13 protein-coding genes are annotated in these 14046 nt (G+C 62.2%); 2 read left to right on the forward strand and 11 right to left on the reverse strand.

Going from position 1 to position 14046, the window contains the following annotated elements; all coding sequences use genetic code 11:
* The first annotated feature begins 91 nt into the window (after positions 1–91).
* Positions 92–1204, forward strand: a complete 1113-nt coding sequence (locus tag AOT87_RS25450) for a phosphodiester glycosidase family protein (protein ID WP_057965530.1) — start codon at positions 92–94, stop codon at positions 1202–1204.
* 5 nt (positions 1205–1209) lie between these two features.
* On the opposite strand, the gene AOT87_RS25455 is transcribed toward AOT87_RS25450, so the two are convergent.
* The 8 genes from AOT87_RS25455 to AOT87_RS25490 form a co-directional block, all read right to left on the reverse strand.
* Positions 1210–2463, reverse strand: a complete 1254-nt coding sequence (locus AOT87_RS25455) for an MlaD family protein (protein WP_057969642.1) — start codon at positions 2461–2463, stop codon at positions 1210–1212.
* Positions 2460–3668: an MlaD family protein gene (locus tag AOT87_RS25460; RefSeq protein ID WP_057967157.1), complete on the reverse strand. Its 1209-nt coding sequence runs from the start codon at positions 3666–3668 to the stop codon at positions 2460–2462. Before AOT87_RS25460 ends, AOT87_RS25455 begins: the two co-directional genes overlap by 4 nt.
* A complete protein-coding gene (locus AOT87_RS25465) occupies positions 3665–4789 on the reverse strand; it encodes an MCE family protein (protein WP_057967156.1) in 1125 nt (374 codons plus the stop codon). Before AOT87_RS25465 ends, AOT87_RS25460 begins: the two co-directional genes overlap by 4 nt.
* Positions 4786–5832, reverse strand: coding sequence for an MlaD family protein (locus AOT87_RS25470; protein ID WP_057967155.1), 1047 nt, complete (start codon positions 5830–5832; stop codon positions 4786–4788). Before AOT87_RS25470 ends, AOT87_RS25465 begins: the two co-directional genes overlap by 4 nt.
* Complete coding sequence (locus AOT87_RS25475; RefSeq protein ID WP_057967154.1) at positions 5825–6880, reverse strand: MCE family protein; 1056 nt, start codon at positions 6878–6880, stop codon at positions 5825–5827. Before AOT87_RS25475 ends, AOT87_RS25470 begins: the two co-directional genes overlap by 8 nt.
* A complete protein-coding gene (locus tag AOT87_RS25480) occupies positions 6877–8394 on the reverse strand; it encodes an MlaD family protein (protein WP_057967153.1) in 1518 nt (505 codons plus the stop codon). Before AOT87_RS25480 ends, AOT87_RS25475 begins: the two co-directional genes overlap by 4 nt.
* Before the next feature lie 216 nt (positions 8395–8610).
* Entirely contained in the window at positions 8611–10200 is a 1590-nt protein-coding gene (gene fadD5, locus AOT87_RS25485) for a fatty-acid--CoA ligase FadD5 (protein ID WP_057967152.1), read from the reverse strand.
* Positions 10201–10213: 13 nt separating this feature from the next.
* Positions 10214–11020 (reverse strand): enoyl-CoA hydratase, encoded by an 807-nt coding sequence (locus AOT87_RS25490; RefSeq protein WP_057967151.1) that lies wholly within the window; start codon positions 11018–11020, stop codon positions 10214–10216.
* Between the two features lie 105 nt (positions 11021–11125).
* Between AOT87_RS25490 and AOT87_RS25495 the strand changes: the two genes are divergently transcribed.
* Positions 11126–11803 (forward strand): GntR family transcriptional regulator, encoded by a 678-nt coding sequence (locus AOT87_RS25495; RefSeq protein ID WP_057965537.1) that lies wholly within the window; start codon positions 11126–11128, stop codon positions 11801–11803.
* Here AOT87_RS25495 and AOT87_RS25500 read toward each other — a convergent pair.
* The 3 genes from AOT87_RS25500 to AOT87_RS25510 are packed head-to-tail and all read right to left on the reverse strand — an operon-like array spanning position 11771 to position 13902.
* A complete protein-coding gene (locus AOT87_RS25500; protein WP_044105407.1) occupies positions 11771–12280 on the reverse strand; it encodes an SRPBCC family protein in 510 nt (169 codons plus the stop codon). The genes AOT87_RS25495 and AOT87_RS25500 overlap by 33 nt on opposite strands.
* 4 nt (positions 12281–12284) lie before the next feature.
* On the reverse strand, positions 12285–13202 hold the full coding sequence (locus tag AOT87_RS25505) for an alpha/beta hydrolase (protein ID WP_057967150.1): 918 nt from the start codon (positions 13200–13202) through the stop codon (positions 12285–12287).
* A 13-nt stretch (positions 13203–13215) separates the two neighbouring features.
* Positions 13216–13902, reverse strand: a complete 687-nt coding sequence (locus AOT87_RS25510) for a TetR/AcrR family transcriptional regulator (RefSeq protein ID WP_057967149.1) — start codon at positions 13900–13902, stop codon at positions 13216–13218.
* Between the last annotated feature and the right edge of the window lie 144 nt (positions 13903–14046).

Here is a 14046-nt window from a genome sequence, read left to right on the forward strand (position 1 = left end):
TGTGGGATCGATCCCCACTTGTTACCAAAGTTGACTGTGTTGCTGCTGTGATTATCGTTGACTGTTCAGGAACTTCACAGAAGGGGCGGCCGTGGGCATTTCACCCTTTTCTCGCCTTCGGCGGCCCACTTCCGGACGTCGCCTGATGACCGCAACCGTCGGCATGATGCTGATAGCCGCGCTGCCCGTTCCGGCCACCCACAACACCGCCCGCGCCGAGGCGGCTCACGATGCGGTGCTCGCGGCCATCGCCAACACCAAGGGCACCTTCCTGGTCTACAACTTCGGAGGCGGCAACCCGGCGCCGTTTCGCAACGCCGCGGGTAGTGAGTACACACTGGACAACGGCGGCCATCTGATGGTCATCAAGAGCGCCTCGTCACGACTGCGCGCAAATCTGTTGGTGGACACCCATTCTGGGTATCAATCCCGATGTGAACGCGATGCACGCGCGCGTACCTCCGAAGGTCTGTGGCAGGCCTCCGAGACATACAAGCCGATGGCCGCCTGGACGCTCATGGGCAAGCCCACCTTCATCATCAACGCCAACTTCTTTGACGTCCGCGGCCAACAGGGCGGCACCTGGAAGAGCACGGGATGCACCTCCCCCCTGGGCGCCTATGTCGATACCGCCAACGGCAGCGCCAACTACAATAAGCAGGTCACCGGAACGCGCGTGTACGCGGGGAAACAGGCACTCTCCGGCGGTGACGAGATCTGGACGGCGCTGGCCACCATGGTCTTTTCTCCGGGTTCGGCGCCCGAGGTTATCGCCTCCGCGGGACCGAAGGACTATGGGTATGCCACCGCACCCCTAGAAGGCCTGATGGACAAGGGAGTTCAGTTCGTCGCGGTAAGCGGCTTGAAGCTGTTGCTTCCAGGATTCACCGAGCAGCTGAACGACCCGGGCCCGGCCGCCGCCCGCACCGCGCTCGGCTACAAGTCCGCGACCGATGAGCTGATGGTCTTCCAGGGCGGTAGTTACACCCCCGACAACCTCCAGGATCTCTACCGCGGGCTGGGCGTCGACAAGGCCATCGCGCTCGACGGCGGCGGCTCATCGGCCATCGTGCTGCGCCGCGATGCCGGTGGCATGTGGGCCGGATATGGCTCACCCAAAGGCAATTGCGATACCACCTACACCCTGTGCGATGCCGCGGGCGGTGTCGGCCGGGCACTGCCCAGCTGGCTGGGATTCAGCTAGACGGGTTACTGCGGCGGTTCGATGGGGAGTGTTGGACCGCCATACGGTGTGGGAATAGTGAAGCGTCCCTTGGGAGTCGGATCGGCCACCTTGCCCAGGTCCGCACCCATCGGCGGGCTGGCGGTGTCATCGTCGGCAGGTCGGGGTGCATTCTTGGCGCCGCGTACCAGCACCGCCGGATCATCGTCACGGCAGTACCCGGCATACAAATACGGCTCCGGATAATCGGCGGCGGATGCGGCGGTCCGTGGCATGCCGTAATCACAGGTATAACGGGGATAAAGATCGCCGATGGCCCAAACGCCATGATCGTAGAAAGTATTGCCGACGGCCTCGATCACCGATCCCCGGTAGGACGGGAAGAGCGCATTGAGTGCCGGCACCCGCACATAGGACAACTGCGCCACCGTTGTGAGGTTCCCGAGCAGCTGTGCCATGGTGTCCGAGTTGTCGGCAAAAACCGCGTCCGTTGTCGCCAGCGGCCCAGGGACCCTGTCGATCAGCGTGCGGAAGCCGTTGTCCATTCGTGCCACACCGTTCAGAGACCGGTTCAAACCCTGAGTGGTGGTGGCAAGGCCTCTGTTCATCTCGGCGGCCGAGGACAGAGTGACACGACTGTTCTTGAGCATACTGACGGTCTCGGGAAGTACGGAATCCAGTGTGGATAAGAGGAATACGCCGCCATCGATGATGTCGGTCATCTTGCGCGGTGCCTCACGCGACAGATGAAGTTCCTTCTTGATGATCTCAAGTTTCTTCATATCCGCCTGAGCGAGCACACCATCGGCATCAGCGAGCAGTCGCGACAGCGATACGGGAACCGCCGCCTGTCCACGGCTGATCACGCTGCCATTACTCAGGTATGGGCCGGCCGTGGTCACGGGCGCAAAGTCGACGTACTGTTCCCCGGCAGGCGAGAGCCCGGACACCCGCACCGGGCTTCCCACCGGGATCTTCACCCCGGAGTCGATATGAATCAGCGCAACCGGCCCCGCAGGCGACGGGGTTACCGAATCGACGCGGCCGATCCGCATCCCACGCAATGCCACATCCTGGTCTGGGATCAAGCCACCCGACTCGGGCAACTCGATCGACACCTCGTACGACGACGCGAACGCCCGGGCGCGCAAGGCACCCACCATCAGATACGTGCAAGCCAACAACAAGGTGGCCAGCAGCGCAAGCCCCGACAGCCAGAAACGTTGGCGGTGGCCCATTTTCACGGCATCGACAACCGCGTTCGCGACTGCATTGATCATCGCGGAGGCCCCTGAGGCACAGGCGCAGCACCCGGCACGGGTTCGATCACACCGGGTTCGGTCGGGCTGGGACGCATCGGAACCGTCGGAGCATCCGGCCCCTTACCCACCACACGCTCCTGCAGGCGCCATAGCGTGTACTTGAACGAGCCGACGAGTTTGGCCCAGTCGTAACGCTTGGGCCCGTGGAACCCCGGATCACCCAGGTATCCGATATCTGGGATCGATCCCAACGCAATCTTGTCGATCGACACCTTCGTCGCAAAGGCCGATCCCGCCATGATCTTGACGATCGGAGGCATCAATCGATTGAGCGCCGCAATGCTCGTATCGGGACTGACCGCAATGTCATTGAACGATCGCGACAGGGTATTAAAATCTGCGATGACGCTTCGCCCGCTGGTGTCGGTACCCGCGATGGACGGGAACTTAGAGAGTTGCTTGGTCACCACGCCGACCTGGTCGGCCAGATCCGCGATATGGGTTGCATTGGCAGACAAAGTATCTGTGGCCGGTGCGACCGCAGTCAACAGCTCCGAGACCGTCTCATGCCGGGTGTTCAACTCTGCGGCAAGCTGTGCGGTATCGCGCAAAGCACCATCTAACTGACCGGAACGGGCGTTGAGCGTCCCAAGCAGCCGGTTCGACTTACCGATCAGATCTCCGAATGCCTGACCATTGGTCCCTGTAGCCCGGCCGAGTCCATTGATGGTGCCGGTGAGATTACGCACGGCGCCTCCGTTGACGATGATCGCCGCCGAGCTGAGTAGCGCCTCCACGGTGGCTGCGGCCGTGGTGGAATCCAGACCGAAGGTGTCGCCGTCGCGCAGCAGAGGCGCGTTGGGGTCGGCCGGTCTCGGTGGTTTCAGCGCCACGAAGACGTCGCCCAAGGGCGTCGCGGTACGCAGTTCTACGGTTGTTCCTTTCGGAATCTCCACATCCGTACGGATCCGCATGGTCACCACGGCGGTGTAGTTGCGGGTGCTCATGGAGTCGACTTCGCCGATGTCGGCACCACCTAGTTTCACCTTGGCGCGCGACGGCAGGTTCAAGATATTGGTGAATATCGCCGTCAAGCCATAGGAACCACCGCTCATACCCGGCGCCGGAAGTGGCAGGCTGGCAAGACCATTGGTGCCGCATCCGCTTGTCAGCAGGACGACAGCGCCCGCCGTAATCCCTGCGAACTTTTTCAATCTGTTCATTTCTGCCCCATTGCCGCGAGACCATCGAGGACGTACGTCAATCCGAAGTCTGGTCCGTAGTCCTGCAGTGTTCCGGTGCTGCAGCCCAGTTGCCGCAGGCCCATAAGGTTGCAGATCTCCTTGGCCCCCTGGGTGTCGAACAGCAGCCTGTCGAGGGGAACATGGGCGCGGACAACGTTATTGACGGGATCGACGACGTTGTAGACATTGTCCGCCAACAACGGAAGTAGGTCGAACCCCTCCGATAATTCGCGACGGTTGTCGTAGACGGCCTGGGCGATTTGGTTCGAGTTACCCACCGATTGCTTAATGGCATCGCGATTCTGCTCGAGCAGTGAACCCGCTTGCAGCAGGATGTTGTTCAGCTGTTTGCCGGTCGTCCCAGATCCCAGCTGCTCCTCGTCGAGCACCTGCGACAACTGCCGCACCGTCGAGGAAAACTCGCGGATGTTCTTGTCGTTTCGCGCCGAAGCTTCGAAAAGCGAGCTGAGCCGGGTAACGATCTTGGTCAGCTGATCGCGAGTCAGTGCACCGCCGTCAGCACTCAACCGGAGTGCCTTGGCCAACTCGTCCAAAGAGGTCCTCATCAACTCACCGTTGCCAGACAACGAGCTCGCGCTGGCATTGACGACGTCTGCCAACGGACCGCCGCCTTTACCGTCGCCCTTCATAGCCTTCGAGAGCCGGTCGAGCATGGCCAACACCTTGTCGAACTCCACCGGAGTCTTCGTGCGGTCCAATCCGATGATGTCACCATTCTTGAGCACCGGCCCACCGTGATAGACCGGTGTTAGTTCGATGTGGCGGTCGGTGAGAATCGAGGAAGACACCGTGACCGCCTTGGCGTCTGCCGGAACCTTGACCTTGGAGTCGACCGTGAACTCCACTTCCATATACGTTCCTCGCGAGGTGATCTTGGTGACCTTGCCCACCGGCATACCCAATACCGACACCTTGTTGTCGGTATACAACCCGGAGACGGATTCGAACTGTGCCGTGACGGTGAGCCGGTTGCTCCGCTCACGCAGATAACTCCATCCGACGGCGCCCACCACCACCGCGACCACCACCGCGAGTGCTCCCGCGATCCATAGCATCCGTTTGTTGGTCAATGCGCTCATTGGCAGTCCTTGAAATACGGGATCATGTTGAACTGCTTGGCTCTTCCGCTGATCGCACACATCCAAGAATCCACTGCGATGCCGCTGGGCGCGCTCAGCTCGAGTGCGTTGCCGTAGCCCGTGAGGTTGGTGACGTTGCGTGCGGCGACCGCAGTCACCTGCAAGAGGCTCCGGAACAAGTCCTCATGACCCCCGATCAACGTGCTGAATGTCTTCACATCGGCGATCAGTGCGTCGACCGCCCGCCTGTCCTTGACCACAATCTTGCTCAGGACGTTCACCAGCTCGGTCACCGCTTGCATCATGGAGTGGAAACTCGCTTGGCGAGAGACGAACTCACCCAAAAGATCGCGCCCCTGAACGATCAACTTGCCGATATCACCCTGCTGTCGGCGCAGCGTGCCGGTCACCAGCTCGGTGCTTGCCAGCAGTGTCCCGAGCTGGTCGCGCCGATGCGATATCACCGAGGACAGCGTTTGAATGTTCTGCATGGCCTGCGGTAGCACCTCGGGCAGGCCTTCGAGCTGCTTGCCCAGTATCGCCGTCGATTCGGCGATCTTATCCGCGTCGACCTGCTCGAACGTGGCGGTCGCATCCTGGAGCGTCGCCTGGAGATCGTAGGGAACCTCGGTATGGGCGAGATCGATTCGGCGGTCCGGCAGCGTGCCTTCGCCACCGTTGCGCAATTCCACGTACTGATTACCGAGAATCGTAGTGATCTTGATGGAGGCCTTGGCTTCCTTGCGTAGCGTGATGTCGTCACGCACCCGCATGCCGACCTCGATATGGTCGCCCGCTAGCTCCACGCTGGTGACATTCCCCACCGGCACTCCGGCATAGGACACGTTGGCGCCCGGTTGTAGCGACGCCGCCTGCAGGAACTCCGCGGTGTAGTGGCGGTAGCCCACACCGACGAACTTCACCAACAGCATGGCGCCGATCAGGGCGCCAATTACCGCCAGCGCTATCGCGCCCAACCACACCTTGTTGTAAGTCTCGACCGGTCGGCGTGAAATTCGTTGCCACACTGTAGATTTAGCCATCTGACAAGTTCCTGCACTTCGGGGAGTATTGGGCCTTGTTTCCAGGGGTAGCGGCATTCACGATGATCGGAATCACGTCGTTGAGTCCGGGAAAGAATCCGGTGAGATTCAGGTCGCAGACGTACCCGTTGATGAAAGCGCCCTCTTGAGTGGTGCGCGCGACGCCCTTGAGGAGCAGCGGAAGGTTGGCCCCGGTGAAGGCCAGCTGCGGTTCGATACTGTTCAAGTGACTGACGAAGCCCGGTTCCCGATGCAGGATCTCGTTCAACTGCGGGTACACAGTGTCCGAGATATTCGACAATCGACGTACCGCGAAGGCCGTCGAACCGACCGAATCGACCAAAGCTGCCCGGCGGTTGTCCAGGATCGCCACCATCTCACGCGTATGCGTCAGTACGCTGTCTAGGTTTTTGTTCTGGCTGGCAAGGGTTTTGGTCAAGCCATTGAGATTAGTAATCACGTCATCGAGAACCTGATCCCGACCCGCGAAGGTCTCGGCGAGCTGTGAGCTTTGGTTGATTAATCCGACAATCGAACCGGTGTCTCCCTGTAGGGATTTGACGACACCGTCGGTGAGGTTGTCGACCTGCGCAGGATCCAAAACGCTGAAAAGTGGCTCAAAACCGTGCAACAGCATGCCGATATCGAAAGAAGGCTCTGTCCGCTCCAACGGAATCACACTCCCCGGCTTGAGCCGATCGGTGCTGCCGGTCTTACCCAGGGACAAACCGAGATAACGCTGTCCGACGATGTTCTGGTACGTGATCGTCGCAATCGTGTTGCCGTACAACGGTTGATCGGTCTCTACCCGGAAGCCAACCCTGGCGAAGTCACCGTCAATGGCCACCGACTCCACACGGCCCACCCGTACGCCCGCGATGCGCACGTCATCCCCGTCACGCAACCCGGTGACATCGGTGAACACAGCGGAGTAGTTGTAGGTCGATCCCGCGACCTCGCGCCGCAGCGTGGCGTACACCAGCCATGTCATCGCCAGCGCGATCACCATGAACACCGAGAGCCCGATCAACGGCCCACGAAATCTCATCGCTGACCTCCCGACTGCACCTGCTGGGCAACAACGGGTTTGGTACCACGCGCAACCGGCCCAAGCAGCAACTGGGTAGCCGAGGTTGCCGTACTGCCAGTGATCATGCCCAGTTGTTCGCGTTCACTGTTACTACCGACAGGCCCAACATCCCCACCGTAGGAAGCGGGGGCGGTACCCGCGGACTGTGGCGGGGGTTCGGCGTCTCCTGGGTCAGCAGTGCCAGGTACTCGCGGCACTGGGTTGGGTTGCCACCAGGGCAGCGGCGGGTTGGGGTCCGCCAGGCTGGGATTCGGATTGTGCAGCGGCGGCCCCGTGACAATCAGGTTGCCATCCGGGCCGACTGTCGTTCCCGGCGGCGGTAGAAGATCGGGCGGCGGTTTGAAGTTCTGTGGGAGCAGGGTTTCCGGGAGGTCGGGGCGAACCACGAGCTCGGGGGCGGTGAAGCAACTCGGCCCCTTCAGCTCCCCGTACTGTGGACAGTCAGCGCGGGTGTACATCGTCGACGGCGTAAACGAGGCAATGGCTCGGATATTGACTACACCATGCTCTGGATCCCAGACATCACTAAAAAACTTGTCGGAGAACACCTTCAGCCGCGTAGCGATCGGAAGAAACTGCACGGAGTTCTGGGCAAGCACGCCGACGACCGGTGTCAGCTTGGTCGTGATGTCGATCATTCGATCGGTCTGGTTATCCAGCGACTGCCTGACCGTACCGGTGGTGTGCAGCCCGGCATTGAGCAGACTCTGCAATTGCTCCCGTTTCTCGGCCAGCGTCTGCATCGGTTTGATCGCTTGATGCAACGCATCGACGAGCTCTGGAGCGGTGGTCTGCAAGCCCTTGGTCGCGTCGAGAAGCGCGGAAAGAGTGGACGGACCCGTGTCGGTGGCCACGATGTCGTTGAGCTGATCGATGAGCCGAGTCAGTTGGCCGGCCGCATTCAGCAGCGTCGCGCGCCGGCCCTCCGTTGCCGCGGCGATGACGGCGAAAATACCCACGGAGTCGTCGTCACGGCCGCGGCCGTTCGCCAGCAGGATGTCGCGCAGCTTGCTGATGGTCGTTTGGAACAGCACTGTCGGCAGTGCGGTTTCTTCCTTGATGACGGCCCCGTTGGTGATCGCCGGGCCGGGACCGTTATCGACCAGCTCCACCGAGGAGACTGCGAACACATTGCTCGGAACCACACGGGCCGTCACCGAATTTGGAACCGTGTGCGCCAGATTAGGTTTCAGATTGATATGGACCACATTGGGCCTACCCCGCTGCGACGGAGTCAGATCGCTCACCGAACCGACCAGTACGCCCTGGAATTTCACATCCGACTTAGCCGGCAGCCCATCACCCACGTTGGTCAGCTCAGCGTCCACCCGGACGTAGTTGTTGAGTCGCCCGGTGGACTTGATGATCAGCACCCCGCCCACCAAGGCGGCCACGAGGGCAATCGCCACACCACACAGGAGGAGCTGGCGGTCCGACGGACCACGCCCATCGGTTTCAAAGGAGTTCGGCACGCAGCCCCCCTCCCGTACCGCGCGCGTCGGTATGGCGCCACCACAGGATCCGAAGCATCACATGGTCCCTTCCGTCAGCCAACGCGGCCTGCAGTGCCTACAGGTTCGGTCACGCCAACCCCTCCGATGTGACGCCGATTACAGGAATGTACATGACGTACAGTTCTACGTATTACGCTTTACCAAACTTTTCTGAATCCAGATTCATATTTGCTGTCAGGCTCCGCCGAACTGCTTGCGCAGTTCATTCTTGAGGACCTTGCCCGACGGATTACGGGGTAACGCTTCCACGACCACGAGATCCTTGGGGTGCTTGTACCGTGCCAATCGCTCGGTGAGAAACCCGTCGAGATCACCGATGGTCAGTCCGTCACCATGGATGGCTGCCACCGCCACCGGCACCTCGCCCCATTTTTCATGAGGCCTGCCGATCACCGCGACCTCGGTGATCTGCTCGTGCTCGGCGAGCGCGTTCTCCACCTCCGCGCAATAGATGTTCTCGCCGCCGGAGATGATCATGTCTTTCTTGCGGTCCACCACCCAGACGAAGCCGTCCGCGTCCTGACGGACCAGGTCACCGGAGTGGAACCACCCACCCGTGAACGCTTCGGCCGTGGCCTGGGGGTTGTTCCAGTAGCCCTGCATCAGCGTCGGCGCCCGGTAGACAATCTCCCCGACCTCACCGGCCGGCACATCGTTCATGTTGTCGTCGACGACCCGCGCGGACACCGTCGGAATCACCCGGCCGACGGACCCCATCTTCCGGATTGCGTCCTCCCCCATCAGCATGCAGGTGACCGGAGACATCTCGGTCTGCCCGAACGCGGCCAGGATCTTGGCGTCGGGGAACGTCTCAGACATCGTCCGCAGCAGCACGTCGCTGGCGGGGGCCGCACCCCAGGAGAGTGTCTTCAGTTTGATCTTGCGCGGGTTTGCTTGCTGGGCCGCGCAGACGGCTTGCCACTGGGCCGGGACCAGAAAGATCCCGGTGACTCCCTCGGACTCCAGAACATCCAGCAGCGCACCGGGATCGAAGGCGCCCAGCGGGTGAATGACCGTGGGCAGGCCCAGCAGCAGGCCGGTGATCATGTTGCCCACGCCGGCGATGTGGAACATGGGAACGCCGATGAATCCCACATCGGCGTTCAGATCAACGGTGGTGCTCAGCAGATAGCTCATGGCCTGCCCGGACAGATTGAGGTGCGTCAGCACCGCGCCCTTGGGCCGGCCCGTCGTCCCGGAGGTGTACATGATGAGCGCGGGGGTATCGCCGGGCAGATCCACCTCTGGGTGCGGTTCACCCACTTCGGCGATGACCTCTTCATATCCGAGCGCGCCGTCTTCGGACTCCGAGCCCGCGATGATGACCGTCTCCAGCGCGGGCACCTGCTGGCGTACCGCGGCCGCCACCGGAGCCAGCACCGTCTCGGTGATCGCTACCTTGGCCCCGCTGTTCTCAACCAGGAACGCCACTTCCGGTGGCGTCATGCGGAAGTTCACCGGAATGGCGATGGCTCCGAGTTCGTTGATGGCGAGCCATGATTCGACGTACTCGGGGCGGTTGAGCATCAAGATGAGCACACGGTCCCCAAACCCGACACCCCGGCGGGACAGTGCATCGGCCAGGGATTGCACGCGCTGGTTCAGCTCTCCCCAGGAGATGCTGCGCCCGAGATACCGGATCGCCGTGGCATTGGGTTGCATGAGCGCATGCCGGGCCAGCTGGTTACACCAGTTCTGCCGTCGCGCGCGGTAAGGCTGGTCAAGGCTCGCGGACGTCGCGGTCGCATCGATTGTGTCGGTCACAGACTCTCTCCTACTAACTGAAATTGGGGCGTCGGCCCTCGAGGAATGCGGCGAAGCCCTCTTGGGCATCGGGTGAAATCAACAGTTCGATCTGCCCCTCACGCTCACGGGCGATGGCCTCGTCGAACAGCTTGAGTGACACCGAGTTCATGGCTTCCTTAGTCAGCTGCAACGCACGACGGGAACCATGGGCAAGCCTGCGCGCCGATTTATCGACACGTTCGCGCAGTTGATCCCCGGGCAGTACTTCGTTGACCAACCCGGCCGCATGAGCATCGGCAGCGTTGAGGGGTTGGGCCAACAGCGCCATCGCGTTGGCCTTCACACGACCGATCGAGGCCGACACCAATGCGCTCGAACCTCCATCGGGCATAAGCCCGATGTTCGCAAATGCCAGCAGAAAGAATGCCGAATCGGCGGCATAAACCAGATCGCACGCCAGGCCCACCGACGCACCGATCCCGGCGGCCGCGCCCGTGACTTCGGCGATGGTGGGCACCGGACAATTCAGGACCGCGCGCACCAACCGCTCGGCGTTGTCCATCGTCAGCTCGGCGGCTTGCAGCGGAGTCAGGTCTCCGGTCCCCGCAGCAAGCTCTGCGACGTCGGCGCCCGCCGTGAACGCACTCCCCGGTGCACCCCCGCTGATGACGACGACTCTCACGTCATCTCGCCCGGAAACCGAGTCCAGCGCTTCGATCAATCCGGCGGTAGCGGGCGCGTTGAGCGCATTCATCCGATCCGGTCTGGTGAACGTGATCCGCATGATGCCGTCCTCGACGGCTACATCGGGTGCGCCGACAGATTCATGGGGACTCAAGTCACTGCCTCCTGGGTTTGTCGCTTCGTCGCGTCGGCTCAAATATATTTGATATGACTTTAGATGCAAGGGCGTCACCACACATGGAAATGGCAGGCAGATCGGATGAATGCTCCCCGGGCACAAACCCGTGAAATTCGCAGGCCGCAGCTGTCCGAGGAGGTTGCCGGCCGGCTCCGCGCGGCGATCATGACAGGTGAACTGCGTCCCGGTGAGTACATCCGGATGGATGAGACGGCCGCCCAGCTGGGCGTCAGCGTCACACCCGTGCGCGAGGCGCTACTGACCTTGCGCGGCGAGGGCCTGGTCGAGGCCGTCCCTCACCGCGGGTACATGGCCGCCGCATTGAGCCGGGCCGATATCGAAGACATTTTCGCGCTGCAGGCGCACCTCGCCGTCGAGCTGGCGAAGACCGCAGCCGAACGCATCACCGCGGACCAGATCGACACCCTGGCAGATCTCAACGACACCCTGCGCCACGCCGCTTCGCCCGAATTGATCTCGGTCGCGGAGTTCGAGTTCCACCGATTTCTCAACCACGTGGCCGACCGCCCCAAGCTGGCCTGGTTTCTCCTGCAGGCCACCCGGTACACACCGCACATGATGTTCGCCTCGGCCGACGCGTGGGCTCGGCACGCGGTGGAGGCTCACGACAAGCTCATCGCGGCTTTGCGTGCGGGCGATCTCGCCGAAGTGATTACCCAGACCGAGGTTCAGTTCGTCGACGGAGCACGCCGACTCACCGAGTATCTAGACCGCGCCGGGATGTGGCCCGGGGGGTAGTGGCGCTGCCTGCGGCGGTGCCGCCGGCGGTGCGATGGCCCCCGACGCGATCTGCTCGGCGCGGCCCTTCAATCCCTCGGCGAGATGTTCGAGGACCTGGTTGGCGAGCTTCTTCACCATCGGCTTGGGGATCGGGAGTTTGGTCTCGACATCCATGTCGACCGTGAGCAGACACGTGGGCCCCATCGGGACGATCGAGAACGTCTGTTCCTGCTTCTCGAAGATGTCGCTCTCGAGCAGACGCGTGGCCACCTGCGCGGCATTGAGGTACGCGATCTCCGCGACGTTTGTCGAAGCCATGCCCGTCATCTCCACCCTCAAGCGCACGATGCGGGGACGGCCGTCCGGGAGCCGATCCAGAATCTCGACGCTGGAGATCTCCTTGTTCCACTCGGGGTAGGCCTCGTAGTTGGTGACGATGGAGACGATCACCTGCGGCGGGGCGGCCACCTCGACGGTCTGACTGACGACTGGCATTGGTTCACTCTACCTTTGTAGTTGGCATGCGCAGGAACTCACGCACGAGCTCGTGCACTACGTCCGGGCATTCGAGATGTACGAAATGTCCACCGCCATTGATGATTTCAACGCGGCGATCGGGCAGATCCGGGCGCGCAGAATCTACCAGCCGCCACGTCATGCACCCATCGTTCCGGCCATGCAGGTAGAGCAGCGGGGTGCGCGCATCGTCCAGCAGAGATCGCTGGGTCTTCCAGTACTTCCGCGAAGGAACCAGGGCCCGCCGAATGTTTGCGCGGTAGTAGCCGATGACGGCGCGGCGATTCCCCTTCTGAAGCATCGCCTCACCGGTGTACAGCAGGTCCGCGCGTGCGTCGTATCCCGGCGACCATCGTCGCCAATACAGACGAAGAAGCCAGGGCAGCAACAACTCCGGCAGCACCGGAATCTGATGGAACATCGTGTACCAGCTCATCGACAGCTGGCGCCCGAGCACGCCGGGCCAGCCGAGCGGCCCGATCGACGCGAAACTCGAACCGAGGACCTCGAACGGGGGCACGGCCATAGTGACAATGCGGGCGAACGGCGACAGCCGGCTACGGGCAAGGGCGTTACCCACCAGCGCGCCCCAGTCGTGACCGATATACACGGCGCGCTCGTCACCGCCCAGCAGCGTGTGGATGTCCAGGACGTCCTGCATCAGCGCACCCAGCCCGTACTCGGCGTCGGCCGGTATCTCGCTGGGCGAGTAACCGCGAGTGAACGGCGCCACCACACGCCACCCGTCGGCGGCCAGCTTCGGCCCCAGCAGGCGCCACGTGTGGGCGGAGTCGGGGAAGCCATGCCCGCAGATCGCCAGCGGACCGTCCTGCGGTCCCCAGCACAGCGCCTGCAATCTGACGTTGGGCAGATCCAAGGTCAGGGTGGAATCAGCGGCCACTACAGCTCCGCCACTACGGGGTGCCGTCAACGGACGTCGCCGTCGCGACGCCCAGCGGATCGTTGATCCGCGTTTCCTCATCGCGAATCAACCCACGCAACAGCGTGGTGCTGAACTCCACGGCGATCTCCTGGGCGCTGCGGCGGCCGCTCGGGTTGAGCCAGCGGTAGGACCCGAGAACCATTCCGATGTAACCGAGCGCCATGACATGCGAGTCGCACTCGACGAACTCGGAACTGGCGATACCCCGCTCGATGATGTTCTGAACCCGCTCCTGCACCATGTCCTCGCGCTTACGGATCTCGGCGACCTGCTCGGGCGAGAGCCACTCCGACAGGAACGGGTTCTCCTGGAAGTACACCGCCCCCTGCTCGCGATTCGAGAAAATGAGCGCCAGCATGCGGCTCGTGCATTGGTAGAGCGATTCACGCGCCGACCATCTCGGGTCGTCCTGCAGGCAGGCCAGTGTCTCCTCGGCAGCCTTGAAGTAGATCTCATACAAGATGAGTGCCTTGGAGGCGAAGTAGTGATACACCGTCGCCTTGTTCAGGCCCGCGACATCAGCGATGTCGTCCATCCTGGTGCCGTGATAGCCCCGCGCGGCGAACAATTTGGAAGCCACCGCCACCAATTCCTCGCGGCGGCCGGCACGGCGCTGCGAGGAATTGCCTGCCTTCGGGGCAGCGGGGACCGGTTGCATGGTGCCTCACTATATGCGCAGGCCTTCCACGCACGGACGAAATCCCGATCAACTGGTTGGATTATTCGGCCGTTATGTTCGCCGGCCCCGACGCCAGAAGCACGTTAAGCTGCCCCCGTCCGGCGCTCCACCGACCCTGAATAG

Source organism: Mycobacteroides sp. H003 (assembly GCF_001440135.1).
GTDB classification, from domain to species: domain Bacteria; phylum Actinomycetota; class Actinomycetes; order Mycobacteriales; family Mycobacteriaceae; genus Mycobacterium; species Mycobacterium gwanakae.

Bases quoted from the DNA above. Each gene is read 5' to 3' on its own strand.
- AOT87_RS25455 (WP_057969642.1), bottom strand. From the start codon at position 2,463: ATGATCAATGCAGTCGCGAACGCGGTTGTCGATGCCGTGAAAATGGGC.
- AOT87_RS25460 (WP_057967157.1), bottom strand. From the start codon at position 3,668: ATGAACAGATTGAAAAAGTTCGCAGGGATTACGGCGGGCGCTGTCGTC.
- AOT87_RS25465 (WP_057967156.1), bottom strand. From the start codon at position 4,789: ATGAGCGCATTGACCAACAAACGGATGCTATGGATCGCGGGAGCACTC.
- AOT87_RS25470 (WP_057967155.1), bottom strand. From the start codon at position 5,832: ATGGCTAAATCTACAGTGTGGCAACGAATTTCACGCCGACCGGTCGAG.
- AOT87_RS25475 (WP_057967154.1), bottom strand. From the start codon at position 6,880: ATGAGATTTCGTGGGCCGTTGATCGGGCTCTCGGTGTTCATGGTGATC.
- AOT87_RS25495 (WP_057965537.1), top strand. From the start codon at position 11,126: ATGAATGCTCCCCGGGCACAAACCCGTGAAATTCGCAGGCCGCAGCTG.
- AOT87_RS25500 (WP_044105407.1), bottom strand. From the start codon at position 12,280: ATGCCAGTCGTCAGTCAGACCGTCGAGGTGGCCGCCCCGCCGCAGGTG.
- AOT87_RS25510 (WP_057967149.1), bottom strand. From the start codon at position 13,902: ATGCAACCGGTCCCCGCTGCCCCGAAGGCAGGCAATTCCTCGCAGCGC.